General features: G+C 64.6%; 26 protein-coding genes and 1 tRNA gene. 5 read left to right on the top strand and 22 right to left on the bottom strand.

Features of this window, described 5'->3' with window-relative positions:
• Positions 1 to 27: 27 nt before the first annotated feature.
• The 11 genes from flgJ to G333_RS0107145 form a co-directional block, all read right to left on the bottom strand.
• Positions 28 to 1,068, bottom strand: coding sequence for a flagellar assembly peptidoglycan hydrolase FlgJ (flgJ, locus tag G333_RS0107195; protein WP_019628068.1), 1,041 nt, complete (start codon positions 1,066 to 1,068; stop codon positions 28 to 30).
• Complete coding sequence (locus G333_RS0107190; RefSeq protein WP_018938519.1) at positions 1,068 to 2,285, bottom strand: flagellar basal body P-ring protein FlgI; 1,218 nt, start codon at positions 2,283 to 2,285, stop codon at positions 1,068 to 1,070. The genes flgJ and G333_RS0107190 overlap by 1 nt, the downstream gene beginning before the upstream one ends.
• A gap of 27 nt (positions 2,286 to 2,312) precedes the next feature.
• On the bottom strand, positions 2,313 to 3,011 hold the full coding sequence (flgH, locus tag G333_RS0107185) for a flagellar basal body L-ring protein FlgH (RefSeq protein WP_018145469.1): 699 nt from the start codon (positions 3,009 to 3,011) through the stop codon (positions 2,313 to 2,315).
• A 4-nt stretch (positions 3,012 to 3,015) separates the two neighbouring features.
• On the bottom strand, positions 3,016 to 3,804 hold the full coding sequence (gene flgG / locus G333_RS0107180; RefSeq protein WP_018145468.1) for a flagellar basal-body rod protein FlgG: 789 nt from the start codon (positions 3,802 to 3,804) through the stop codon (positions 3,016 to 3,018).
• Between the two features lie 34 nt (positions 3,805 to 3,838).
• Complete coding sequence (flgF, locus tag G333_RS0107175) at positions 3,839 to 4,579, bottom strand: flagellar basal-body rod protein FlgF (protein ID WP_019628067.1); 741 nt, start codon at positions 4,577 to 4,579, stop codon at positions 3,839 to 3,841.
• Between the two features lie 32 nt (positions 4,580 to 4,611).
• Positions 4,612 to 5,847, bottom strand: coding sequence for a flagellar hook protein FlgE (flgE, locus tag G333_RS0107170; RefSeq protein WP_019563560.1), 1,236 nt, complete (start codon positions 5,845 to 5,847; stop codon positions 4,612 to 4,614).
• A gap of 43 nt (positions 5,848 to 5,890) precedes the next feature.
• Complete coding sequence (locus G333_RS0107165) at positions 5,891 to 6,565, bottom strand: flagellar hook assembly protein FlgD (RefSeq protein ID WP_018938521.1); 675 nt, start codon at positions 6,563 to 6,565, stop codon at positions 5,891 to 5,893.
• Positions 6,566 to 6,575: 10 nt separating this feature from the next.
• Positions 6,576 to 6,995, bottom strand: coding sequence for a flagellar basal body rod protein FlgC (gene flgC, locus G333_RS0107160; protein ID WP_018145464.1), 420 nt, complete (start codon positions 6,993 to 6,995; stop codon positions 6,576 to 6,578).
• 32 nt (positions 6,996 to 7,027) lie between these two features.
• Positions 7,028 to 7,435: a flagellar basal body rod protein FlgB gene (gene flgB, locus G333_RS0107155; protein ID WP_019628066.1), complete on the bottom strand. Its 408-nt coding sequence runs from the start codon at positions 7,433 to 7,435 to the stop codon at positions 7,028 to 7,030.
• 216 nt (positions 7,436 to 7,651) lie between these two features.
• Complete coding sequence (locus G333_RS0107150; RefSeq protein WP_019628065.1) at positions 7,652 to 8,467, bottom strand: protein-glutamate O-methyltransferase CheR; 816 nt, start codon at positions 8,465 to 8,467, stop codon at positions 7,652 to 7,654.
• Between the two features lie 204 nt (positions 8,468 to 8,671).
• Positions 8,672 to 9,610 (bottom strand): chemotaxis protein CheV, encoded by a 939-nt coding sequence (locus G333_RS0107145; RefSeq protein WP_019628064.1) that lies wholly within the window; start codon positions 9,608 to 9,610, stop codon positions 8,672 to 8,674.
• 522 nt (positions 9,611 to 10,132) lie between these two features.
• On the opposite strand from G333_RS0107145, the gene flgA reads away from it, so the two are divergent.
• From flgA to G333_RS0107125, 4 genes are all read left to right on the top strand, one after another.
• Positions 10,133 to 10,810 (top strand): flagellar basal body P-ring formation chaperone FlgA, encoded by a 678-nt coding sequence (flgA, locus tag G333_RS0107140; protein WP_018952005.1) that lies wholly within the window; start codon positions 10,133 to 10,135, stop codon positions 10,808 to 10,810.
• A 139-nt stretch (positions 10,811 to 10,949) separates the two neighbouring features.
• The gene (flgM, locus tag G333_RS0107135; protein ID WP_018938525.1) at positions 10,950 to 11,264 is read left to right on the top strand and encodes a flagellar biosynthesis anti-sigma factor FlgM; all 315 of its coding nucleotides are present in this window, start codon (positions 10,950 to 10,952) and stop codon (positions 11,262 to 11,264) included.
• Between the two features lie 15 nt (positions 11,265 to 11,279).
• The gene (locus tag G333_RS0107130) at positions 11,280 to 11,765 is read left to right on the top strand and encodes a flagella synthesis protein FlgN (protein WP_018938526.1); all 486 of its coding nucleotides are present in this window, start codon (positions 11,280 to 11,282) and stop codon (positions 11,763 to 11,765) included.
• Positions 11,766 to 11,847: 82 nt separating this feature from the next.
• Positions 11,848 to 12,564, top strand: coding sequence for a flagellar brake protein (locus tag G333_RS0107125; RefSeq protein ID WP_019628063.1), 717 nt, complete (start codon positions 11,848 to 11,850; stop codon positions 12,562 to 12,564).
• 83 nt (positions 12,565 to 12,647) lie between these two features.
• Here the strand turns inward: G333_RS0107125 and G333_RS0107120 are convergent.
• The 11 genes from G333_RS0107120 to G333_RS0107070 all read right to left on the bottom strand — a co-directional run bounded on the left by G333_RS0107120 (position 12,648) and on the right by G333_RS0107070 (position 22,340).
• Positions 12,648 to 12,724, bottom strand: a tRNA-Pro gene (locus tag G333_RS0107120).
• A 253-nt stretch (positions 12,725 to 12,977) separates the two neighbouring features.
• Entirely contained in the window at positions 12,978 to 13,334 is a 357-nt protein-coding gene (locus G333_RS0107115) for a MerR family transcriptional regulator (RefSeq protein ID WP_018140933.1), read from the bottom strand.
• A complete protein-coding gene (locus G333_RS0107110) occupies positions 13,318 to 13,617 on the bottom strand; it encodes an integration host factor subunit alpha (RefSeq protein ID WP_018140932.1) in 300 nt (99 codons plus the stop codon). Before G333_RS0107110 ends, G333_RS0107115 begins: the two co-directional genes overlap by 17 nt.
• Before the next feature lie 3 nt (positions 13,618 to 13,620).
• Entirely contained in the window at positions 13,621 to 15,981 is a 2,361-nt protein-coding gene (gene pheT / locus G333_RS0107105) for a phenylalanine--tRNA ligase subunit beta (protein ID WP_019628062.1), read from the bottom strand.
• Entirely contained in the window at positions 15,981 to 17,009 is a 1,029-nt protein-coding gene (gene pheS, locus G333_RS0107100) for a phenylalanine--tRNA ligase subunit alpha (RefSeq protein ID WP_018169970.1), read from the bottom strand. Before pheS ends, pheT begins: the two co-directional genes overlap by 1 nt.
• Before the next feature lie 189 nt (positions 17,010 to 17,198).
• Positions 17,199 to 17,558: a 50S ribosomal protein L20 gene (gene rplT, locus G333_RS0107095; RefSeq protein ID WP_018145454.1), complete on the bottom strand. Its 360-nt coding sequence runs from the start codon at positions 17,556 to 17,558 to the stop codon at positions 17,199 to 17,201.
• A gap of 20 nt (positions 17,559 to 17,578) precedes the next feature.
• Positions 17,579 to 17,776, bottom strand: coding sequence for a 50S ribosomal protein L35 (gene rpmI, locus G333_RS0107090; RefSeq protein ID WP_017942014.1), 198 nt, complete (start codon positions 17,774 to 17,776; stop codon positions 17,579 to 17,581).
• A gap of 102 nt (positions 17,777 to 17,878) precedes the next feature.
• Entirely contained in the window at positions 17,879 to 18,397 is a 519-nt protein-coding gene (gene infC, locus G333_RS0107085) for a translation initiation factor IF-3 (RefSeq protein WP_077276933.1), read from the bottom strand.
• 22 nt (positions 18,398 to 18,419) lie between these two features.
• On the bottom strand, positions 18,420 to 20,336 hold the full coding sequence (thrS, locus tag G333_RS0107080; protein WP_018952008.1) for a threonine--tRNA ligase: 1,917 nt from the start codon (positions 20,334 to 20,336) through the stop codon (positions 18,420 to 18,422).
• Positions 20,337 to 20,486: 150 nt separating this feature from the next.
• Complete coding sequence (locus tag G333_RS0107075; RefSeq protein WP_018938530.1) at positions 20,487 to 21,473, bottom strand: MBL fold metallo-hydrolase; 987 nt, start codon at positions 21,471 to 21,473, stop codon at positions 20,487 to 20,489.
• 162 nt (positions 21,474 to 21,635) lie between these two features.
• Positions 21,636 to 22,340: a TVP38/TMEM64 family protein gene (locus G333_RS0107070; RefSeq protein ID WP_019563553.1), complete on the bottom strand. Its 705-nt coding sequence runs from the start codon at positions 22,338 to 22,340 to the stop codon at positions 21,636 to 21,638.
• 60 nt (positions 22,341 to 22,400) lie between these two features.
• Here G333_RS0107070 and G333_RS0107065 point away from each other — a divergent pair, with 60 nt between their 5' ends.
• On the top strand, positions 22,401 to 23,387 hold the full coding sequence (locus tag G333_RS0107065) for a serine/threonine protein kinase (protein ID WP_018176638.1): 987 nt from the start codon (positions 22,401 to 22,403) through the stop codon (positions 23,385 to 23,387).
• Positions 23,388 to 23,537 lie beyond the last annotated feature (150 nt).

Below are 23,537 nucleotides of genomic sequence, written 5' to 3'. Positions count from 1 at the left end.
CGGACTGGGCCATTTCTTCTTCATGCTCTACCCCTTGGTACGGGTAACGGCGGCATCCGCCGCGACTTGAGTCGATCCACTGTCACGATGCGCGGCCATCTGGTCGCGCACCCGCAGGACCTTGTCCGCGTAAGCCGGGTCGGTGGCATAGCCGGCGTCCTGCAGCTCGCGGATGTACTGCGCGTCATCGCCGGCCTGCAGGGCCCGGTGGTAACGCGGATTGTTGCGAATGAAATCGACGTAATCGGAGAACGACTCGGACGGATCGGCATAGGCGCGGAAGCGTGCCTGTTCTCGCTGGGCCACGCCCTCGCGGAACTCCAGCGTGCCCACGGAGACGCGATCGCCATCCCAGCGGCTGTCGGCCTTGATCCCGAACAGGTTGAAACTCGGCTGGCCATCGGCCCGCGACGGCACGTGCTGCCCCCAGCCGGTCTCCAGCGCGCTCTGCGCCAGCAGGATGCCGGGCTCGACGCCCAGCTCCGCCGCGGCATCCCGCGCCAGGGGTTCCAGGGTCTGCACAAAGTCCGCGGCATCCCGCGGCGGCCAGGCGATGGGGGCCGGTTGCGGCGCCGCCTTGCGAGCCGCCTCCGGCGACCCAGCTTCCGGGCGTTGCGGGCCCACCGGGCGCAACTCGAATTCCGCCTCGCCCTGCAACGCCCGCAGGGTATCCAGCTCCGACCGTCGACGCGGCATTTCCAGAGCCGCCTGGCGCTCCGGATCATTCAGTGTCTCGGGATCGACAGGCTGCTGGGCGGAGAGCTGACGCATCAGGGCATCACGCAGGCCGATGCCGTCGCCCTGGCTCATGGCCTTGGCGAACTCCTGATCCTGCATCTCCAGGTACATCTCGCTCTGGTCGTTGTCGAACAGGCCGTCGCCCAGAGAGGCCTCACGCATCTGCTTGAGCATCTGGCCGATCAGCATGGCCTCGAACTCGCGAGCCACGGCCTCCAGACCCTTCTGATCGCCCGAACGCGCGCCCCGGGCCAGGTCCTGCAGACCACTGGGGTCCGAGGCCATGGCCGCGCGGGCCTGCATCTGGGTATCGACGCCCGAGCCAATCATCAGATCACCACCAGCTCCGCGCGCAGGGCACCGGCCTCGCGCAGGGCCTCCAGGATCGCGACCAGATCACCCGGGGCCGCGCCGACGTTGTTGACCGCGCGGACAATCTCGTCCAGCGAGGTGCCCGGGTCGAACAGGAACATGGTGTTGTCGCCCTCCTCGATCGCGATGTCGGTATCCGGCTGGATGGCGGTCTCGCCCTCGCCAAAGGGCGCAGGCTGGACCACTTGCGGTGCCTCGCTGATGGTGACGGTCAGACTGCCGTGGGAGACGGCCGCAGGGGTCACCTGCACACTGGAGCCGATCACCACGGTCCCGGTACGCGAGTTCACGATCACGCGCGCCGGCGGCGTGCCGCGTTCGATCGGCAGATTCTCCAGCTCGGCCACGAAACCGACCCGGTGATCCGGGTTCGCCGGCGCCCGCACCCGCACGGACGAGCCGTCGAGGGCATGGGCCACGCCATGGCCGAAGGTATCGTTCACCGTCTGCACCAGGCGATTGGCGGTGGTGAAATCCGGTCGGTTGAGGTTCAGGGTGACGTGATCGCCCTGGGCGAACGCGGTCGGGACCTCGCGCTCCACGGTTGCGCCGTTGGGGATACGGCCGACGCTGGGCACGTTCACGGTGATGCGCGAGCCATCGGTGCCTTCCGCGCCAAAACCGCCCACGATCAGATTGCCCTGGGCGATGCTGTAGGTCTGGCCATCCGCCCCCTTCAGCGGTGTCATCAGTAGCGTGCCGCCGCGCAGGCTGGTCGCGTTGCCCATGGACGACACGGTGATATCGATCCGCTGACCCGCCTTGGCGAACGGTGGCAGTTCAGCCGTGACCATCACCGCGGCCACGTTGCGCAGCTGCGGGTTGCCAGCATCCGGCGTCAGCCCCAGCTGGCCCAGCATGTTGTTCAGGCTCTGCACGGTGAACGGGGTCTGGGTGGTCTGGTCCCCCGTACCATCGAGGCCGACCACCAGGCCATAACCGATCAGCTGGTTATCCCGCACGCCGGAGACACTGGCCACATCCTTGACCCGCTCCATGTAGCTGCGCTCCTGCATGGCCACCTGCTGCTGCATCGCGGTCTGCGCCGAGACCGCGGCACTCCCCAGCCCCGCCACCAGCAGCGCCGCCAGGAGCAGTAGCCCCAGCCGGCGCCAGTCGCCGAACGGCGCAGCCGGTAAGCCTGAGGCGCGTTGTGTCGTGCGTGTGGAATCCATGTCGTACCTCGCCACGGTCATGCCGGGTCAGAAGGGCCAGATCGGGCTGTTGAAGAAGCGCGTGATCCACCCGGGTGTGTTGCTGTCCGCCAGTACGCCGGAACCGCCGTAGTACACGCGGGCGTTGGCCACCTGGGTGGAGAGCACGGTGTTGTTGGTGGTTACGTCCACTGGGCGCACGATGCCGCGAAAGCGCACGTACTCCTCGCCCTGGTTGATGCCCAGCCATTTCTCGCCCTGCACGACCAGGTTGCCGTTCGCCAGTACCTCGGCCACGGTCACGGTGATCTCGCCGTCGAGCTGGTTGCTCTGCGAGGAGTCCCCGGACCCGTCGAAGTCCCGCGAACTCGAGTTGCTCGCCCCAAACAACGGGCGACCGTTGAACGTGGCATCGCGGCCGAAGGCCGAGAGATTGCCCAGCTCCAGATTGGAATCCTTGCCGGTGGAAGTCGACGCCGACTTCTGCGCGTTGGTGCTCTCCGCAAGGATGACCGTCAGGATGTCGCCGACATTTCGCGCCTTGTAGTCCTCGAACAGCCCCTGGGAGTGGGCGGCCTGGTAGATGCCGCCATTGTTCTGCGACTGCGGGACCGGCTGCGCCGGCATCACCGGCTGGTACTCCGGGTTGTCGTCCGGCTTGGTCGTCTGGGTGGCGGCGCAGGCGGACAGCAACAATGCGGCGGTCACGGCCAGGGCCAGGCGGAGAACGGTTCCGAGGCGCGTCATCAGATCACCCGATCGTCTGGTTGACGAACTGCAGCGACTGGTCGGCCGCGGAGATCGCCTTGGAGTTGACCTCGTAGGCGCGCTGGGTCTCGATCATGTTCACCAGCTCCTCGGCAATGTTCACGTTCGAGGTCTCCAGCGAACCCTGCACCACCGTGCCGGTGCCGTTCAGGCCCGGCAGGGACTGCTGCGCCACGCCCGAGGCCGCAGACTCGCGGAACAGGTTCTCGCCCACCGCCTGCAGACCGGCCGGGTTCACGAAGTCCGCCAGCTGGATATTGCCCAGCTCCACCGGGGCGGCCTGGCCCGGGATCTGCGCCGTCACCGTGCCGTCCTTGCCGATCGAGAGGGACTGGGTGTCCTCCGGCACGAACAGACCCGGCTGCAGCGGGTAGCCATTGGACATCACCACCTGGCCATCCGAATTCAACTGGAAGCTGCCGTCCCGGGTGTAACCCACATTTCCGTCCGGCAGCAGGATCTGGAAGAACCCGCGGCCCTCGATGGCCATGTCCAGCGAGTTGTCCGTCTGCTGCAGGTTGCCCTGCTGGAACATCTTCTCGGTGGAGACGGCGCGCACCCCGGTACCGATCTGCAGGCCCGAGGGCAGCTGCTGATCCTGGGTGGCCTGGGCGCCTGGCTGGCGCACGGTCTGGTAGATCAGGTCCTCGAATACCGCCCGGTCCTTCTTGAAGCCGGTGGTATTCACGTTGGCCAGGTTGTTCGAGACCGTCGACATGCGCGTGTGCTGCGCGTCGAGGCCGGTCTTGGCGATCCACAGTGCCTGGTTCATGGTGTTCTCCTGTCGTTACTCTCGAAACCGTGCATCAGCCGAGGCCGAGCAAGCGGTTGCTGCTTTGTTCCAGCGTGTTGGCGCTGTCCATCATCTTCACCTGCATCTCGAAGTGACGGGACAGCTCGATCATCCGCGTGAGCGCCTCGACGGTGTTCACGTTGCTGCCCTCCAGCATCCCGGAGACCACGCGCACCTCGGCATCCGCCGGCGCCTCGCCCCCTTCCGCCAGGCGGAACAGGCCGTCATCCCCGCGCTGGAGCTCGTCGGTGTCCGGGTTGACCAGGCGGATGCGTTCCACCGCCGCCAGGGCCTCCGGGCCCACGCCCAGCGGACGCACGCTGACCGTGCCATCGGTACCGATTTCGATCTTCTCCGCCGGCGGGATCGCAATCGGCCCGCCATCCCCCAGTACCTGGTGACCCTGCGCGGTGCGCAGCAGCCCGAAGGCGTCCACATGCAGCGAGCCGGCGCGGGTGTAGCCTTCCTCCCCGTCCGGGCCCTGGACCGCGATAAAGCCCTCGCCCTCGATGGCGATATCCATGTCGCGCCCGGTGCTCTGCATCTTGCCCTTGCTGAAATCCACCGCATCGTTGCCGATCTGGGTGTAGTCGCGCGAGGCATGGCCCGGCCCGCGCACCGGCAAGGTATCTGCCGTAGCCAGGGCCTGACGGAAGCCGTCGGTATTGGCGTTGGCCAGGTTGTGGTTGTTGATGGCCTGTGCGTGCATCGTCTCCTTCGCACCGGACATCGCGATGTACAGAAATCGATCCATGCTCAAGCCCTCTTCAGCGTCTCATCCGCGACTTAACGGATGTTGATGATCGTCTGGGTGACCTGATCGGCCGTGGAGATCGTCTGCGCGTTCGCCTGGAAGTTGCGCTGCGCAGTGATCAGATTCACCAGCTCCTGCGCGATATCCACGTTGGAGGCCTCAAGTGCACCGGCCTGAATAGTCCCCAGGTTGCTGGTCCCTGGCGCCCCCAATTGGCGATCGCCTGCAGCGAACGTTTCGGCCCAGTTGTTATTGCCCAGCTGCTCGAGCCCCTGCGGGTTGCGGAAATTGGCCATTGCTACCTGCCCAAGCACGGATGACTGACCGTTCGTAAAGCGGGCGAAAACCACGCCGCTGGAGTCGATATCGACTCCAGTCAGACGTCCGGAGGCAAAGCCGTCCTGGTTCAAGTCATTAACCGAAAAATCCCCGCCGTACTGAGTCGTGCCGTCGAAATCCATTTCAAACACCAGCGGCTCGGCCCCATTGCCGAGAGCTGCAGTCGGCACGGTTACCTGGGCCGGCTCAGGGTCCACGCTTGAAAGTGCACCGCTCCCGTCGAATTCAAGGTCGAACGAGCCATACGGATCCGTGCCATCGTCCAGGCCTACATGGGCTGTCCATTCACGATTACCATCCCCCTTCACGAAGTAGACGGTTGCGTCACGTGCAGTACCCAGCGAGTCGTACACCGTCAGGGATGAGGAGAAGTTGTAGGTATCGGGATCCGTCAGATCAAAATCATCTTCCGGCGCCTCGGCATCGGAACGCAGGTTAACGAGAGCCTCGATCTGGCTCGTCGCCTGAGGAGGTGCATCACCGGTCTGCAGACGAATATCGCCCAATTGCCCGGTATTGAAGTCCGGATCGGTGGTGTTCGGATTCTGCGGCGGGTAGCCCTGCAACTGCTGGCCCTGGTTGTTCTCCAGAAAGCCGTCACGATTGACCTGGAATTCGCCGGCCCGGGTATACACCGTGCTGCCCTGGTCGTTCAGTACGAAGAATCCCTCGCCGTCGATGGCCAGGTCCAGGCCGTTCTCGGTGAACTCGGTCCGGCCCTGCGAGAACTGCTGGGTCACCGCCTGCAGGCGGGTGCCGGAGCCGATCGCCGTCTGGCTGATACCACCGAAGCTCTGGGCGAACACGTCGCCGAATTCCGCCCGCGAGCGCTTGAAGCCGGTGGTCCCCGAGTTCGAGACGTTATTGCCGGTGGTCTGCAGGTCGGCCTGGGCCGCGTTCAGTCCGCTCAATCCGATATTGAAGGGCATGGGGTGTTTCCTCCGTTAGGGTTCGTTCGACGCGCGCCGGTCGTTAGCCGCCAATCCGCCGTACATCCGAAAAGCTGATCTCGCCCAGGCCTTGCACGGTCAGTGCCAGCCCGGAATCGTTACCCACCGCGACGCTCTCCACGCGGGCATCCAGGAAGGTATCCACGGCCTCGGACTGAGTCCCGGAGCGGGCCGTGGCCTTGAACTCGTAGACGCCCGGGGGTGCGAAGGTCCCGTCGTCGCGCATGCCGTTCCAGCTGAACTCCTGCAAGCCGCTGCCGGCGGCGCCCAGGTTCATGCGGCGGATGCGCTCGCCGTTCGGGCTGTAAACGTCGATCTGCAGCTCCTCCGTGGAGCGATCCAGGTCCACCGCACCCTTGACCATGCCGTCCGGACCCAGCTCGCCGAATTCGACGGGAACCAGTACGTCCTTGCCTACCAGGGAGGCCGCCTGCAGCGTCTGGTTCTGGCCCAGCGACTGCGCCAGCTGCTTGAAGGATTTGGACAGCTCCTCGATGCCGGTTACGGTCGAGAACTGCGCCATCTGGCCCAGGAAGTCGCCGTTGTCCATCGGCTCCATCGGGTCCTGATTCTCCAGCTGGGTCGTCATGAGCTTGAGGAAGTCGGACTGGCCCAGGCGGTCCATGTCCTTGTCCTGTTTCTGCTCGGGGCGCGAGAGGCCCAGGCGATCCAGCAATTCGGGCGATATCTGTGTCATCGATGGCTCCCTAGCCTTGACCGATCTGCAATGTGCGCTGGAGCAGCTGACGCGAGGTCTCCATCACCTCCACGTTGGCTTCGTAATTGCGCGAGGCGGACATCATGTTGGCCATCTCCTCCACCACGCTGATGGCCGGACGGAAGATGTAGCCCTCCTCGTTGGCCTGCGGGTGATGGGGTTCGTAATGCGCATGCGGCGCCGCCTGCGACTCGGTCACGCCGGCCACCCGAACGGCCGTCGACGAACCGTTCGGGTTGGCCTGGTCCATCACGCTCTGGAACAGCACCTGCTTGGCGCGATAGGCCTCGTCGGGGTTGGTCGCGGCGGTGTTCGCGTTGGCCAGGTTCGAGGCCACGGTGTTCAGGCGCACCGACTGCGCCGACAGCGCCGAGGCGGAGGTATTGAACAGACTGAAGAGGTTGCTCACGACATCGATCTCCCGATCAGGTCCGCGTCACGCTAGCGGTCTCCCCGCAGCGCCTCGCGGATGCCGGAGACCCGGCGATTAAGGAATTCCAGACTGCTCTGGTACTGCACCGCGTTCTCGGCAAAGGCGGCCCGCTCCATTTGCGGATCCACCGTGTTGCCATCCAGAGATGCCTGCGAGGGAGTGCGGTAAAGGGCCTCGACCTGCCCGTTCATCGCGCCGGCGTTGGGGTCGAGATGCGCCGCCTGGCTGCGCGCCATGGGCAAGGTGTTGCCGCCGCCGGCCGCGGATTCGAGCACCGCACGAAAATCGATATCCCGCGCCTTGTAGTTCGGGGTATCCGCGTTGGCGATGTTGGAGGCCAACAGCTCCATGCGCTGCGCCCGCACATTCACCGCCTGCGGAGAAATACCCATCGCCTTGTCGAGAGAGAGACTCATCGCTTCCGTCCTGTCCGCCCGTGGCGGACCCTCGCTTGGAGAACGGGGCGCACCGATTGCGACCCTTCGCAGGGGGACTGAAGCAATCGTTATGCCATTCTCGAGCGGCGTGCCGCAGGGGCGCAGGCACAGCGGGCAGCCAGGGGAAGGGATGGAACGACTCGCCGCCCGCATTGCACGGGCGTTCCCGGGAATCAGCCCCGAGGCTGGATTACGTCAGGACTTCAGACGAAGTACCGAGCCGTACTCGGTTCGTACGGTCTCGAAAGCCTGGGTATAGGGCCCTGCGGTCTCGGAAGCGCCAAGAAACAGATACCCGCCCGGATTCATCTGCCGGGCGATAGCGTCAAGAACCTGTCGCTTAGTGTCGCCCGAGAAATAGATCAGCACGTTGCGGCAGAACACCAGGTCGAACTTGCCCAGCGCCGCATAGCTGTCGATCAGGTTGAGCTTCTGAAAGCGACAGCGCCGCTGCACATCCGGGATCACCTTGTGGCCATCCGCGACGGTCTCGAAGAAGCGCGCGCGCCGGTTCTCGCTGAGCCCGCGCACGATGCTCAGGCCGTCGTACACGGCCCGCCGCGCATCGTCCAGGATCTTCTCTGACAGGTCCGTGCCCAGAATGGAGACCGGAACCTTCCGGGCCGGCCGCGACTCCTCCCATTCCGAGACTACCATCGAGATCGTATAGGCCTCCTGCCCACTGGAGCAGCCCGCGGACCAGACCTTGATGCTGCCTCCCTTCGCGGCCAGTTCCGGCAACAACACGTGACGCAGGATCTCGAACGGAAAGCCATCGCGGAACCAGGACGTCTCGTTGGTCGTCATCGCATCGATCACGCGGGTGCGCAGGCGCGGATTCGGGGCCTGCCGCATGGCATGCAGCAGTTCCGGGACGCTCTTGAAGTCAAACTCGTCGAGCAGGCGCGACAGACGACTGGAAACCAGGTACTGGCGGCTGTCGCCCAGCACCAGACCGCAGCAGTCCTGCAGAAAGCGGGAGAACTCCTCGTAGTCGCGGGAATCGATCACCGAGTCATCCCTGAGCGCTGTCCATCGTGATTAGGCATCCTGATGACGAATCCTTGACCGGGGCCTCTTGGCCGGAAAACCGGGGTGATCCCGAAGATCGGGTCGAGTATACGGCGTCGCGCGCATGGCACCATACAGCCCGAGTGGCGGCCACCCGTCGCCGCTCCGGGCTTGCCGAGCGGCAACGCGGTTCCGCCCGACCGGTCATTCGGCCTGTTGATCCGGGCGCCCGGTCTGGTCCAGCACCGCATTCGCCAGCTCGTCGGGATTGAACTTGGACAAAAAGGCATCGGCCCCGGCGCGCTTGACCATATCCGTGTTGAATTCCCCACTCAGTGAGGAGTGCAGCAGCACCCGCAAATTCTGCAGCGCGGGATTGTCCCGGATGCGCGCGGTCAGGGTGTAGCCATCCATGCGTGGCATCTCGATATCCGAGATCACCAGTTCGACCTGGTCGCCTACCGGCCCTTCCGCGGCCTTCTGCTCAAGGAAGTCCAGTGCTTCCTGGCCATCCTTGAAGACATCGTATTCGAAACCGAGTCCCTTGATCGCCCCCTCGATCTGCTTGCGCGCCACCACCGAGTCATCGACGATCACGACCTTGCGCCCGCTGGCCTCGCGGGCGTTCTCGCGGATGGATGGCGAGACCTCGCTGGGCAGCGGATTGACGATGGAGAGCACCCGTTCGACATCGATAATCTCGACCAGCTTGTTGTCGATCTCCGTGACGGCCACCAGGAAGGATTCGCGCCCGGTTCCGCGCGGGGGCGACTTCACGTCCTGCCAGTTCACGTTGACGATGCGGTCCACCGCCGACACCCAGAAGCCCTGCACCGAACGATTGAACTCGGTGACCACCACCTTCTGCTCCCCGTTGTCGACCGCCCCGACGGCGCCACGCAGGCCCATCGCTCGCGTCAGGTCAATGATCGGCACGGTACCGCCACGCAACGTCGCCACTCCGCGTACCACGCTCATGGAGCCGGGAATCTGACGCAGCGGCGGCGACGGAATCACCTCGCGGACCTTGAAGACATTGATCCCGAAGGTCTGCGACCCACCCAGATGGAACAGCAGCAGCTCCATGCGGTTCTGCCCCACCAACTGGGTTCGCTGATTCACATCGTCAATGAATTGACTCATCGTGCCGCTCTCCTTGCCCCGATTGCTCTTAGCACCGGACAGGCCTCAAAGGCCAAGTGTGCACCGCGCAACCCCGGCCTGTCATTTGCATTTGCGTGCATGCGCCTTCTGACGCCGCCTCATGGCCATAACGGCCGCCTCCGACGGGCCTTGAATGCGCGCGCGGCGCGGGGTGCCCATTCATTGGCACGACATCTGCATGTTTTTGCGCACTGAAACCGCACGCGACTCGCTCGACATCGACGCAAGATCCGTCAAACCCGAGCCATTCGCGCACAGTCCGACGCCCGCACCGAACTGGCTGCGCAGGACAGGACCAAACAGGACCGCAACATGAACCAGCGCCGACCCATTTCAGAATTTTCTTCCGCTGCCAGGAAGACGCTGATCCGTTCGCTCGTTCGCGTTGGGGCCTCATTCGTTCCAGGAAAAGGCGGGCCCTCCGGTGCCTCGCCAGCGAGCGTGATCGACTCGAGCGCAAACGTGCGAGCCATTCCGCGTCTCCTTGCCGGAGTCGCCCTCTTGTTCACCCTGGTACTGCTGTCTACCAGCGTCCGGGCCGAAGTCCACCCGGTTGACGACATCCGCCACGCCGCCGAGCAGTTCCTGATTCAGGAACTGGGCGTTACCGATACCGAGAAGGATGTTTCCATCGAGATTGGCCAGCTCGACAAGCGTCTGCGCCTCGTCCCCTGTACGGACGGCCTGGAAGCGCGTTTCCCACCCGGCGGGCGGCGTGACGGCAACACCGCTGTCCATATCCAGTGTGCCGGCCCGGTGACCTGGCAGTTATACGTGCCGGCGACGGTCGAACGTTACGCCGAAGTGCTGGTTGCGAACCGTACCCTGCCGCGCCAGCACACCCTCTCGGCGGGCGACCTGCGTTTCCAGCGAATCGAGACCTCGCGCCATGCCGGCAGTTATCATGAGGAAAAGAATGCCCTGATCGGCCAGCAGACCCGGCGCAGCATCCGCCCGGGTCAGATCATCGGAACCCAGCACGTGAGCCCGCGCGAGATCATCAGTCGCGGCCAACGGGTTACCATCCTGGCAGAGAACGGCTCAATCGCCATCCGCATGCAGGGCGAAGCGCTGGAGAACGGGACGCTGGGCGAACGAATCCGCGTCAAGAACGCATCCTCCGGGCGCGTCGTCGAAGGCGAAATCCAGGCCTCCGGCCACATCCGGGTAGCGCTTTGAGGCCTCGCCCCACCATGCACGCCAACGATCTTCGAGGCGGACTGTGAAGCCCGTTACACTTTTCCGCCCCCGAGGCCTACAGTTTCAGCAACGCTGGCCGTAAACAATTGCAGCACAGTTACAACGACAGGAAGGCATCATGGATATCAAGGGCCTCAATACGAACAGCCTGCGCCCCGACAGCCAGAACCCCGGGGTAAAGGGTCGCGACGAGTCCGGCAACACGGCAAGCCGTGCCCCGGCCTCCGGTAACGCATCGACGGCAAACAATGATTCGGTCACGCTCACCGGGGCCGCCCAGGCAATGAATGCCGCGGCCGGCGCGGGCGACACCGCCCCCTTCGACGCCGCCCGCGTTGCCGAACTGCGCGAGGCAATCTCCAGCGGCAACTATCCAGTGGACAACCAGCAGCTGGCCGATCGCATGATCGACCTCGAAAGCCTGCTGCGCTAACCCGGTCTATCGCCCATGAATGCCGACGCGCACCATAAACTGCAACGCTCGCTCGAGACCTCAATCCGGCTGGCTCATCAGCTGGAAGAGAGTCTGCTAAAGGAGACGCGCGCGGTCGAAGCGCGCCAACCCGATACGCTGCAGGACGTGGTGACCGGCAAGCAGACCCTGCTGCATGAACTGGAAACCGAGACCCGCAACCAGCAAGGCCTGGTCGAGGCCGCCGGCGAGGCCTTCAGCCCCGAGGGCATCGCGCGCCTGTTCTCGAAGATGGACGATGGCGTCGTACTGAACGACCTTTGGCAAGCCCTGCGCCAGTCCATCGAACGCTGCGACACTCTGAATCAGGGCAATGCGCGCCTGATCGACCGTGATCGCCAGCGCGTGGAACTCTCCATGCAGATCCTCCGCGGCGAGGAAACCGGCCCCGCGGCCACCTACGACCCGTATGGCCGCGCCCGGCCCGGAAACCGCGGCGGACGCCAGATCACCCAGGCCTGAGAGGCCGGTGCTGGTGGAGGCTGGCTTTTCGCGGCATCCACCAGTACCTTGCGTCCTCACACTTTCCTAACACTTCGGACGCATGGACGACACCGACTATACCGTCGACAAGCCGGACCGGATTGCCGGCATCCTCAAGGACCTCGACCACAAGCTCACCGTCGTGAGCGTTCGCGTGGATACCGACGGCCCCCTGTACACCTCGGCCCTGGTCCGTCTGGACCCAGCCGCCAAGGAACTCTTTCTCGACGAGCTGACCCCGCCTCGGGCGCACCAGCAGGTTCAGGCCGGCATGGACTTGCGCGTATTCGCCGCGCTGCGCGGGGTTGCAGTACGATTCGGCACGCATGTAACACGCATCGAGCAGGAGCAAAAAGGCGCGCTCTACGTCTGCACCTATCCGGAGACTTTGCACTACCTGCAACGCCGCGAAACGTTCCGCGTGCACATCCCGATGGCCCAGCGGCCTCAGATCGAACTCCATGCGAAGGCCTGGAAGGATCCCGTGATTGGCGAGGTTGCCGACCTCTCTGCCCAGGGCATGTGCATCGAGTTGTCCACCACCCTTCTGGATGCGCTTGAGGACCAGGCGAACCTGGCCTTCGAGAACCTCTTGCTCCCCGATGTCAGTGAACGCCTTTCCGGGGACCTGCGGCTAGCCAACCGTCGCCGCAGCACGCGTGATGGCTTCGAGTTTGCGGGCTTCGAGATCGTCGGAATGACCCAGTGGATGGAACGCCAGACCAACATCGCCCTGCTCCATTACCAGCGCGAGGCGCGCCGCCGCTCGATGGATTGAGCCTGAGCCCAGGCGACGCCGCCACCTGCAACTCCGAACACAAAAAAGGCCGCTTGAAGCGGCCTTTTTTGATCGTTCCCGTTTGGTCGGGACGGCAGGATTTGAACCTGCGACCCTCTGCACCCCATGCAGATGCGCTACCAGACTGCGCCACGCCCCGAAGCCGCGAACTATATCCGATTCCCCGCCTTCACGAAAGCATCGGCCACCCCATTGCTGCGAGATCCGTGCGGACCATTCGTGTCACGTACACCGAGAATGGCGCATTGATGCGATTCGCTTCGCTCGTCGCATCCTACGCGGGTTCCCGCCTGCGTTACCGTAAATCCGATTCAGCTCTGTAGGATGCGACGAGCGAAGCGAATCGCATCAACACGACGTCCCGAAAGCCACCCAACCCCTGGGTCCGGGCCTCAGGCGCGCAGAACGCGCAGAACCGACTCGAGCTCGGAGATGGTGTCCTGGATAATCTGCTGGGCCTGCTGGCGATCGCCCTTGGCCTCGTCGCCGGAGAGCTTCTGACGGGCACCATTGATGGTGTAGCCCTCTTCGTACAGCAAAGCGCGAATCTGACGGATCAGGATCACGTCCTGACGCTGGTAGTAGCGACGGTTGCCGCGCCGCTTGACCGGCTCCAGCATCGGGAATTCCTGCTCCCAGTACCGCAGCACATGCGGCTTGACCTGGCACAGCTCCGCGACTTCGCCGATGGTGAAGTAGCGCTTGCCCGGGATGGCGGGCAGTTCCTGGTGGTTACTCGCCTCCAGCATAGCTCTCTACCCGCTCGCGCAGTTTCTGTCCCGGCCGGAAGGTCACCACACGACGCGCGGAGACCGGAATCTCTTCGCCCGTCTTGGGATTGCGCCCTGGCCGCTGGTTCTTGTCGCGCAGGATGAAATTCCCGAACCCGGAAAGCTTCACGCCCTCGCCGGTCTCCAGCGACTGCCGCATCTCCTCGAAGAACATCTCGACGAATTCCTTGGCCTCGCGCTTGTTGAGACCCAGTTCCTCGTTTAGCGCGGCGGCGAGATCCGCCTTGGTTACAGCTGCCATCGGCTATTGTCTCAAGGTTGCGTTGAACCGGGCCTGGAGATGCTGCACCACCGCATCGGTGACGCCAGCCACGTCCTGTTCGCCTAGGGTGCGATCAAAAGCCCGTAAAATCAAGCCCAAAGCCAGGCTTTTTTCGTCCGGATTCAAGCCTTTGCCCTGGTACACATCGAACAGGCGAGCGTCCTGAAGGATCTCCAGGCCAAGCTCGTCGATAGCCGCCAGCACATCGCCCGCCGCCACCGACTCGGCCACCACCAGCGCCAGATCCCGACGGATGGACGGGTACGGCGACAACGGCGAGAACTGCGCCACCGGGGCGCGCACCACGGCGGTCGCGTCCAGATCGAACAGGTAGACCGGTTCCACGTCGAAGCGCTCGCACAGCGCCGGGTGCAGACGCCCGACCCAGCCGATCGGCTGCCCGTCCACCAGTACCCGTGCGGATTGCCCGTCATGCAGCGCCGGATGACGTTCCGCGCGAAAGCCGAGCGGACCGGTGACGCGTTCGCACAGGCCTTCCACGGTGCCCTTGGCGTCGAAGAAATCGACCTTCTTCGCCTCGCCTTCCCAGGCTTCCGGAGCCACCCTCCCACCAAGCAGGCCGGCCAGTCGCGGCTCCTGCCGCAGACCGGACGCATCCGGAACAAAGCGCAGGCCATGCTCGAACAGGCGCAGGTCCGATTGCTGGCGCGCCTGGTTGTAGGCCGCAGTGGTCACCAACCCGGGCCACAACCCCGGGCGCATCACCGCCAGATCGGACGAAATGGGATTCGCCAGCGCCAGGGGTTCCACGTCCGGGTAGAACGCACTGGCGGCCTCGCGAGCGATAAAGCTGAAGCTGATCACCTCATGGAACCCCTGGCGGGCAAGCCCGTTGCGCAGTGACGGCAGACCCGACTCCGGCGTCACCGGCGCAACCGGCTTCGGGAGTGTCTGCGGCAGGGCGTCATAACCGTGCACCCGGGCCAGCTCTTCGATCAGATCCTCCTCGCGTTCGAGGTCGAATCGGGCCCGCGGGGCGCGTACCGACCAGCCGCTCGCGCTCGTTTCGATGCGGCAGTCCAGTGCCTCCAGGATCCGCTCGACCTCGGAAGCCTCTAGGGTCACCCCAAGCAAGCGCTGGACACGATCCGGGCGCAGGACGATCGCCTGTTCCGCATGGGACGCCGGCGTCGCGCCCACTTGCTCGACCGGGCCACACTGCCCGCCGCAGAGTTCCAGCAGCAGCTGGGTCGCGCGTTCCATCGCCTGCGGGACCAGGGTCGGGTCGACACCCCGCTCGAAACGGTGGGAGGCATCGGTATGCAGGCCGTGGGCCCGCGCCCGACCGGCCAGGGCTCGCGGTGCGAAATGCGCACATTCGAGGATCACGCGGGTGGTGCTGGCATCGACCGCGCTGGCGGCGCCGCCCATCACTCCGGCCAGCGCCAGGGGGCCGTCATCACCCGCAATGACCAGATCCTGCGGCGACAATTTCACCGTCTGGTCGCCTCCGAGCAGCGTCAGGGTTTCCCCCTGTTTGCCCTGGCGCACCTGGATCGAGGCGCCCGTGCGATCGGCATCAAAGGCATGCAGTGGCTGGCCCAGTTCCAGCATCACGTAGTTCGTCACATCCACGATCGCGCTCAGCGGGCGCACCCCGGCACGGCGCAGGCGTTCGGTCATCCACAGCGGCGTCGCGGCCTTGGCGTCCAGACCCTCCAGGACCCGTGCGGCATACAAGGGGCAGGCCTCCGGATTCTCGATGACGACGCTCACCCGGGCATCGCTGGCGACGTCCACGGCCGGCATCGCCGGGGCATGCAGCGGCCGGTCCAGCAATGCCGAGCACTCCCGCGCAATCCCGCGCATGCCCAGGCAATCGGCCCGGTTCGGCGTCAGGTCCACTTCCAGGATGGTGTCGTCCAGCCCCAGCGCCTCACGCAGGTCCTGGCCGGCCTCCAGCGTCGCCGGCAGGGACATCAGGCCTTCGGCATCATCTGCCAGGCCAAGCTCGCGAGCGGAGCAGAGCATGCCCTCGGAAGCCACGCCGCGCAGCTTGGAGCGCTTGATACGGAAATCGCCGGGCAATACCGCACCGATCACCGCCACCGGCGCCCGCATGCCTTCATGCACGTTGGGCGCGCCACAGACGATGGTCAGCGGCTCCGTCTCTCCGGCCTCGACCCGGCACACGCGCAGGCGATCCGCGTCCGGGTGCGGATCGACTGCCACCACATGGCCCACCCGCACCCCACTGAACGCAGGCGCCGCCGCTTCCATCGCATCCAGTTCCAGACCCGCCATGGTCAGGCGATGGCCCAGTTGTTCCGGGGTCTCGTCGATCTGCAGCCATTCCTGCAGCCACTGCACACTGATACGCATTAGCCTGTCTGCCCGAATTGCCCGATGAAGCGGATATCGTTGTCGAAGAACAGCCGGAGGTCGTTCACGCCATGGCGCAGCATCGCCATGCGTTCGACGCCCAGGCCAAAGGCAAAGCCGGTGTACTGCTCGGCGTCGATCCCCACGTGACCCAGCACGTTGGGGTGCACCATCCCGCAGCCCATCACCTCCAGCCAGCCGGTATGGCTGCAAACGCGGCAGCCGTGACCGCCGCAGTGCACGCACTGGATGTCGACCTCGGCCGACGGCTCGGTGAACGGGAAGTACGACGGCCGAAAGCGCGTGGCCAGATCGTCCCGATCAAAGAAGGCCTGAAGAAATGCACTCAACACGCCGCGCAGATCCGCGAACGTGATGTCCGTATCCACGCAAAGCCCTTCCACCTGGTGGAACATCGGGCTATGCGTCAGATCCGAATCGCAGCGATACACGCGCCCTGGCGCGATCACGCGAAGCGGCGGGCGCTCCTGTTCCATGGTGCGGATCTGCACCGGCGAGGTATGCGTGCGCAGCACGCGGTGGGCATCAAAGTAGAAGGTGTCGTGCATCGCCCGCGCCGGGTGATGCTCGGGGATGTTCAGGGCCTCGAAGTTGTGGAAGTCATCTTCCACCTCGGGGCCCTCGGCCACGCGGAAGCCCAATCCGGCAAAGAAGGTCTCGATGCGTTCCAGGGTTTGTGTAATGGGGTGCAGCGCGCCATCAGCCTGACGCCGCCCCGGCAGGGTCACGTCGACCTGTTCGCCCGCCAGCTGTTCCGCCAGTGCGCTCTGCGCCAGGGCCTCCTTGCGCGACTCGATCAGGCCGGCGACCTCGGTCTTGGCCTCGTTCACTTTCTGCCCCGCCGCCGGCCGTTCCTCCGCCGGTAGCTTGCCCAGCTCCTTGAGCTGTGCCGTGAGTGCGCCCTTCTTGCCGAGATAGTGCACCCGGACCTCGTCCAGCGCCTTCAGGTCCGTGGCCCCTTCGACGCGCTCGCGCGCCTCGGCGACCAGCTGTTGCAGTTGTTCCACGACTTCCCCCGACTGGTACGGGCCTCCACGGCCCCCTATTCGCCTGCAAGGCAGCGGCCCCCGAGTGCGGGCCGCTGCCTTGCAGGCGCCTCGTTTCCTGTTCCCGAAACAAAAAAGGGAGGGCATCGACCCTCCCTTCTCGGGACCCGCCGGCACACCGCCGGCGGGCAGTCCTTCAGGCCCTGCGGCTCAGGCCGGCAGTGCAGCCTTGGCCTTCTCCGCGATCTTGCCGAACGCGGTCAGGTCGTGCACGGCCAGATCGGCCAGGGTCTTGCGGTCGATATCGATCTCGGCCTTGTTCAAACCGTTCATCAAACGGCTGTAGGAGAGATCGAACTGACGGGCCGCCGCATTGATGCGGACGATCCACAGCGACCGGAACTGACGCTTCTTCTGGCGACGGTCACGGTAGGCATACTGACCGGCCTTGATGACGGCCTGGTTGGCAACGCGGAAGACGTTCTTCCGGGCGCCGTAGTAGCCCTTGGCTTGCTTCAGGACTTTCTTGTGACGGGCGTGAGCGGTTACACCGCGCTTGACTCGTGGCATGTCTCGATTCCTCGGTCAGTTCAACGGTACGGCAGCAGCTTGCGCACGGCCGGGGCATCCGACTCGTGCACCATCGCCGGACTGCGCAGGTGACGCTTACGCTTGGTAGGCTTCTTGGTCAGGATGTGGCTGCGGTGCGACTGGAACCGCTTGAACTTCCCCGACCCGGTACGGGTGAAGCGCTTGGCCGCACCCCGATTGGTCTTGATCTTCGGCATTACTCTCTCCGGCATTTTGGGCCGTACCCACTGCGGGCCGACCGTTTATGAAAAAGCGATGCGGGTATGCGGAAACCCGATCGCCCTTGTCGTCTGACGGACTTACTTCTTCTTGCCCGTCAGCACCATGATCATCTGGCGTCCTTCCATCTTCGGCCGCTGTTCCACGATCGCGATGTCGGCCATGTCTTTCTCGACCTTGTCGAGCAGCTCGCCACCCAGTTCCTGGTGGCGCATCTCGCGCCCGCGGAAGCGGATGGTCACCTTGCCCTTGTCACCGGCCTCGATGAAGCGGCGCAGGTTGCGAAGCTTGACGTTGTAGTCGCCCTCGTCCGTACCCGGACGAAACTTCACTTCCTTGATCTGGATCTGCTTCTGCTTCTTCTTGGCTTCCTGCGCCTTCTTCGCCTGCTCGAACTTGAACTTCCCGTAATCCATGATCCGGGCCACGGGAGGCTCGGCATTCGGCGAGATCTCGACCAGGTCCAGACCACCTTCCTGGGCCATTTCCAGGGCCTCTGCAGTGCTGCAGACACCGCGATTCTCGCCTTCGGCGTCGATCAGTCGGATCTGCGGACTCGTGATCTGATCGTTCAGGCGGACCGTTTTCGCTGCGCTAATAGCCTTCTCTCCAGTTCAGGGTTCAGTGTTGGCGACTGCCGACCTCCTCCCGGAGGCGTTCGCCGAAGTCCTCGAGGCGCATCACGCCGAGGTCTTCCCCGCTCCGCGTACGCACCGCCACCTGCCCATTTTCCATCTCCTTGTCTCCAAGGACCAGCAGGTACGGCACGCGCTTGAGCGTGTGCTCGCGAATCTTAAAGCCGATCTTCTCGTTTCTCAAGTCGGCCTCGACCCGGAACCCCATCGCGCGCAGTGTCTTCGTGACCTCGCGGGCGTATTCGTCCTGCCTTTCGGTAATGGTCAGCACCTCGGCCTGCACCGGGGCCAGCCACGCCGGGAAGTGTCCGGCATAGTGTTCGATCAGCACGCCGAAGAAGCGTTCCACCGAGCCTAGCAGCGCGCGGTGGATCATGATCGGACGGCGTCGCTCGTTGTCCTCGGCGACGTATTCCATGTCGAAACGCTCGGGCAGATTGAAGTCCAGCTGTACCGTGGAGCACTGCCATTCGCGGCCGATCGCATCGTGGATCTTGATATCGATCTTCGGACCGTAGAAGGCACCGCCGCCCTCGTCCACCGAGTATTCCAGGCCCTTCTTCTCGATCGCCGAGCGCAGCGAAGCGGTCGCGTGTTCCCAGATTTCATCCGAGCCGACCGCATCCTCGGGCTTGGTCGACAGGTTCACGTCGAACTTCTCGAAGCCGAAGGTCTGCAGAACCTCGAGGGTCAGGTCGATCACGCCCATGACCTCGGCCTCGATCTGGTCCTCGCGGCAGAAGATGTGGGCATCGTCCTGGGTAAACCCGCGCACGCGCATCAGTCCGTGCAGCGCACCGGACATCTCGCGGCGGTACACCGTCCCCATCTCCGCCCAGCGTAGCGGCAAATCGCGATACGAATGCAGCCGGTCCTTGTACATCAGGACGTGGAACGGGCAGTTCATCGGCTTGAGCTGGAAGGACTGGTGCTCGTCCTCCATCGGCTCGTACATGGACTCGGCGTAGAAATCCGCGTGGCCGGAGGTCTTCCACAGCTCCAGGTTCGCGATATGCGGCGAGACCACGAAGTCGTAGCCGGCCTTCTCGTGCATGTCGTACCAGTACTTCTCGATCTCGCGGCGAATGCGCGCGCCCTTCGGGTGCCAGAACACCAGGCCACCACCGGCCTCGTCCTGGATCGAGAACAGATCCAGTTCCTGACCGATCTTGCGATGATCGCGGCGCTCGGCTTCCTTCAGCCGATCCAGATGCTCCTTCAGCTGGTCCTTGTTCGGCCAGGCGGTACCGTAGATGCGCGTCAGCATCTCGTTGTCGGAGTCGCCGCGCCAGTAGGCACCGGCCACCTTGGTCAGCTTGAAGGCCTTCAGCTTGCCGGTGGACGGGATATGCGGGCCCCGGCAGAGATCGACAAAGTCGCCCTGCTTGTACAGCGAGATGTTCTCCCCCTGCGGGATGCTCGCGATGATCTCGGCCTTGTACGCCTCGCCCATGTCGCGGAAGTACTTCACCGCCTCGTCGCGATCCATCAACGAGCGCTCGACTGGCAGATCCTGCTTGGCCAGTTCCTTCATGCGCTTCTCGATCTTCTCCAGATCCTCCGGCGTGAAGCCGCGGTCATAGGCGAAGTCGTAGTAGAAGCCGTTCTCGATGGTCGGGCCGATGGTCACCTGCGCGTCGGGAAACAGCTGCTTGACCGCCTGCGCCATCAGGTGCGCGGTCGAATGCCGGATGATCTCCACCCCTTCCGGGTCGCGGTCAGTCACGATCGCCAGCGCGGAGTCTGTGTCGATCTCGTGGCGGGCATCGACCAGTTCGCCATCGACCTTGCCGGCCAGGGTGGCCTTGGCCAGGCCGGGACCGATGTCCTTCGCCACGTCCAGCACGGTGACCGGGTGATCGAACTCGCGGCGGCTGCCGTCGGGGAGGGTTATTGCGGGCATTGCGAGGCTCCTTCGCCGACCCATACGCGGGGTCGAACGTCGCGTATCAGAAATTTGGAGTTGCCGGAAACGACAACGGCGCGAAGCATACCATGTGCCCCGCGCCGTCGGCAGATCTCCCGGGCTGTGGCCGGGATTACCTTGTGGTTGTTACATGTTGCCTTCGATGAACAGGTAGGTCCGGTTCACGTTCGGGCGGTGCCAGTCATCGTAGTGGCGCAGGTGCTTGAACTGTTCCAGATCCGCCAGGCGGTCGACCACCTCGTTAAGCGACTCCCAGTCCTCGATGCCTGCCGTCACCTCGCGCACCAGGAGTTCCAGGTAATCCCCCGTGTCCTGGCGCGCCTCGGCCATGTCGGTCGCGCGGCCGTGCCCCGGCACGACGATCTCCGGATCGATGGATTCCAGGTGCCGGAAGGCCTCGAGCTTCTCCACCGGGTTGCTGAAGGGATGGATGCCCAGCATGCGCTCGGTGTAGACGATGTCACCGGTAAAGACGACGTCCTCGCCCGGAAGGTGAACCATGATGTCGCCCGGGAAGTGGGCATCCCCGGCATAGATCAGCTCGAAGTCCACACCGCCGACGGTCAGGGTGTATTCATCGGCATCGATGGGGTTCGGTGCCGGAACCGGCTGGGTGCCCTCCATCGCCTCTTCGCCCACGGAGTTAGCCAGCGAGGCGATCTGCCCCTCCCCACGATCGGCCTGGGTGCTCGCGGTCCGCTGCAGCGCAACCAGCTCCGCCCCCTGCTCGTGGAAGTAGCCGTTGCCCAGCCAGCGGTGGTCCTGGCTGCCCACCGAGATCACGTGCGTGATCGGCTTGTCGGTGACCCCGGCAATCGCCTTCTCCATGCGCTGGGCGACCTGGTAGCTCGGCCCCGAATCGATCAACACCACGCCTTCGTCGGTCACCACGAAGCCGGTGTTATTGGTGAAACCGAGATTGGTCGGCGTGCGGTTCTCGAGCGAGCCGTAGAAGTAATGAACCCGGTCGGTCAGCTGAATCGGCTCCAGCACCTTCTCGATCGGACGATCAAGCGACGCTTCCTCCGCCTGCACGGCGGCCATGCCGAAGCCGATCAGGCCCAGCGCGAGGAAGGCCACCTGACCCTGGCGCAACAAAACATTCAATGTCATGGAAAACTCCTTGTGTCGTTCGCGCCCCGAGTCGGACAGCGCACGCAATATGTGACGGGATCGTTCGTTGAACTTCCAGATTGTGTCCGGCGGCGCGCGCTCCACGGCCACCTCCCAACGGTAAACCCTATTATATACGCGATGGCAGATACTGCGTGCGGGTTAGTCCGCGCCCGGGTTCTCCAATCGAGCCCGCCTGCGGCGCACGGCATTCACCAGCCACCGCGCCAGGAGCGGAAACAACCCCGTGGCAACCAGGGACAGGACCAGCACCGGCGAGAGAATGCCCTCGATGCCATCAAGCCGCCCCAACTGCGTCCCGGCATTCGCGAACACCGCCGTGGCCGGCAGCATCCCCACGAGTGATACCCAGAAATACGTCCAGAGCCGGATCGGCAACAGGCCCATCCCGGCGTTGATCAACAGGAACGGGAACACCGGAATCATCCGCAGCGCGAACAGGTAGAACGCGCCCTCGCGCTCAAAGCCCGCATTGATGCGCCCAAGTTGGTTCTTGTAACGACGCTGAACAGCATCGCGCGCCAGCGCCCGCGCCACCACAAAGGTCAGGGTCGCCCCCAACGTCGAAGCCAGCGACGACAGCACGGTGCCCCAGACCACGCCAAACAGGGCACCGCCGGCCAGGGTCATCACCACGATCCCCGGCACCGAAAAGGCGGCCACCACCATGTACAACAGGAAGAACACCCAGGCCGTGACGAACGGGTGCGCGACCCGCCAGTCCTCCACCTGCAGGCGCGCGACCTGCAGGGTCTCCAGATCCAGACCCGGGCCCATCGCAACCACCAGCCAGACGGCGACGAGACCCACCAGGGCAACAACCAACCCCCAGTAATAGCGATTCAATCGCGACTCCTCGCGGTCAATTTGCCGGAACCATGCGCGGCAAACCCGTACACTGCAAGCATGCATGCACATCCGTACGACGAACTGAAACCCGGTGTCATCCTCGACGCGGTGGAAACGACCGGTCTGCGCTGCGACGGGCGCCTGCTGGCCCTCAACAGCTACGAGAACCGCGTCTACCAGGTCGGCATCGAGGACACCACACCGGTCATCGCCAAGTTCTATCGTCCGCAACGCTGGACACCCGCCGCCATCCGCGAGGAACACGGCTTCAGCCAGGAACTTGCAAGCCGCGAGATCCCGGTAGTCGCCCCTCTGGCCGATCCTGAAGGCGAAACCCTGCACGATCACGCCGGGTTCATGTTCGCCGTCTACCCGCGCTGCGGCGGCCGCGCGCCGGATCTGGAGCAGCGCGAAACCCTGGTCCGCATCGGCCGCTTCATCGCCCGCATCCACGAGGTCGGACGCGCCGCCCGCTTTCACGAGCGGCCCGTGCTCGATCCCGTCCCGCGTGGCGAGGAGGCACGCCAGGCCGTGCTCGACTCCGGCTATCTGCCCCTGGAGCTGGAATCCGTGTACCGCGATCTCAGCGCCGACCTCCTGGGGCGGATCCAGCGGGACCTCGACACGATCGGCCCGGTCCCACAGCTGCGCCTGCACGGCGACACCCACCCCGGCAACATCCTGTGGACCGACGACGGCCCGCACTTTGTCGATCTGGACGACGCCTGTACCGGCCCCGCCATGCAGGACCTGTGGATGTTCCTGTCCGGCGAACCGCCCGAGATGGCCTGGCAGATGCAGGCCCTGTTGGAAGGCTACGAGACCTTCGTACCGCTGGATCGCCGCCAGCTCGGGCTGATCGCCCCGCTACGCACCCTGCGCATCCTGCGCCACGCCGCCTGGCTGGCCCGGCGCGCCGACGACCCGGCCTTTGTCGACGGCTTTCCGATCTTCTACACGCCGCGCTTCTGGGAGGATCACATCCTCACCCTGCGCGAGCAGGCCGCCGCCCTCGACGAACCCGCCCTCGACCTGGGTTACTGAGGCCCGGTCTCACCGCAGGTTCCGGATCAGCTCCAGCACCGAGTCGCGGGTATCGTCGAGGCACGAGAGCACTATCAGAAAAGAGACAATGGCGCCGCCGTACCGAGGCAACTGCGCCCGTATCCGGTGGCGCCTGGGGGACAGCGATTT

Source organism: Thioalkalivibrio sp. AKL10, from assembly GCF_000381845.1.
Classification (GTDB): domain Bacteria; phylum Pseudomonadota; class Gammaproteobacteria; order Ectothiorhodospirales; family Ectothiorhodospiraceae; genus Thioalkalivibrio; species Thioalkalivibrio versutus.
This window is presented reverse-complemented; position numbering and strand designations above follow the sequence as displayed.

Bases quoted from the DNA above. Each gene is read 5' to 3' on its own strand.
- flgJ (WP_019628068.1), bottom strand. From the start codon at position 1,068: ATGATTGGCTCGGGCGTCGATACCCAGATGCAGGCCCGCGCGGCCATG.
- G333_RS0107190 (WP_018938519.1), bottom strand. From the start codon at position 2,285: ATGGATTCCACACGCACGACACAACGCGCCTCAGGCTTACCGGCTGCG.
- flgH (WP_018145469.1), bottom strand. From the start codon at position 3,011: ATGACGCGCCTCGGAACCGTTCTCCGCCTGGCCCTGGCCGTGACCGCC.
- flgG (WP_018145468.1), bottom strand. From the start codon at position 3,804: ATGAACCAGGCACTGTGGATCGCCAAGACCGGCCTCGACGCGCAGCAC.
- flgF (WP_019628067.1), bottom strand. From the start codon at position 4,579: ATGGATCGATTTCTGTACATCGCGATGTCCGGTGCGAAGGAGACGATG.
- flgE (WP_019563560.1), bottom strand. From the start codon at position 5,847: ATGCCCTTCAATATCGGATTGAGCGGACTGAACGCGGCCCAGGCCGAC.
- G333_RS0107165 (WP_018938521.1), bottom strand. From the start codon at position 6,565: ATGACACAGATATCGCCCGAATTGCTGGATCGCCTGGGCCTCTCGCGC.
- flgB (WP_019628066.1), bottom strand. From the start codon at position 7,435: ATGAGTCTCTCTCTCGACAAGGCGATGGGTATTTCTCCGCAGGCGGTG.
- G333_RS0107145 (WP_019628064.1), bottom strand. From the start codon at position 9,610: ATGAGTCAATTCATTGACGATGTGAATCAGCGAACCCAGTTGGTGGGG.
- flgM (WP_018938525.1), top strand. From the start codon at position 10,950: ATGGATATCAAGGGCCTCAATACGAACAGCCTGCGCCCCGACAGCCAG.
- G333_RS0107130 (WP_018938526.1), top strand. From the start codon at position 11,280: ATGAATGCCGACGCGCACCATAAACTGCAACGCTCGCTCGAGACCTCA.
- G333_RS0107125 (WP_019628063.1), top strand. From the start codon at position 11,848: ATGGACGACACCGACTATACCGTCGACAAGCCGGACCGGATTGCCGGC.
- G333_RS0107115 (WP_018140933.1), bottom strand. From the start codon at position 13,334: ATGCTGGAGGCGAGTAACCACCAGGAACTGCCCGCCATCCCGGGCAAG.
- G333_RS0107110 (WP_018140932.1), bottom strand. From the start codon at position 13,617: ATGGCAGCTGTAACCAAGGCGGATCTCGCCGCCGCGCTAAACGAGGAA.
- pheT (WP_019628062.1), bottom strand. From the start codon at position 15,981: ATGCGTATCAGTGTGCAGTGGCTGCAGGAATGGCTGCAGATCGACGAG.
- rplT (WP_018145454.1), bottom strand. From the start codon at position 17,558: ATGCCACGAGTCAAGCGCGGTGTAACCGCTCACGCCCGTCACAAGAAA.
- rpmI (WP_017942014.1), bottom strand. From the start codon at position 17,776: ATGCCGAAGATCAAGACCAATCGGGGTGCGGCCAAGCGCTTCACCCGT.
- thrS (WP_018952008.1), bottom strand. From the start codon at position 20,336: ATGCCCGCAATAACCCTCCCCGACGGCAGCCGCCGCGAGTTCGATCAC.
- G333_RS0107075 (WP_018938530.1), bottom strand. From the start codon at position 21,473: ATGACATTGAATGTTTTGTTGCGCCAGGGTCAGGTGGCCTTCCTCGCG.
- G333_RS0107065 (WP_018176638.1), top strand. From the start codon at position 22,401: ATGCATGCACATCCGTACGACGAACTGAAACCCGGTGTCATCCTCGAC.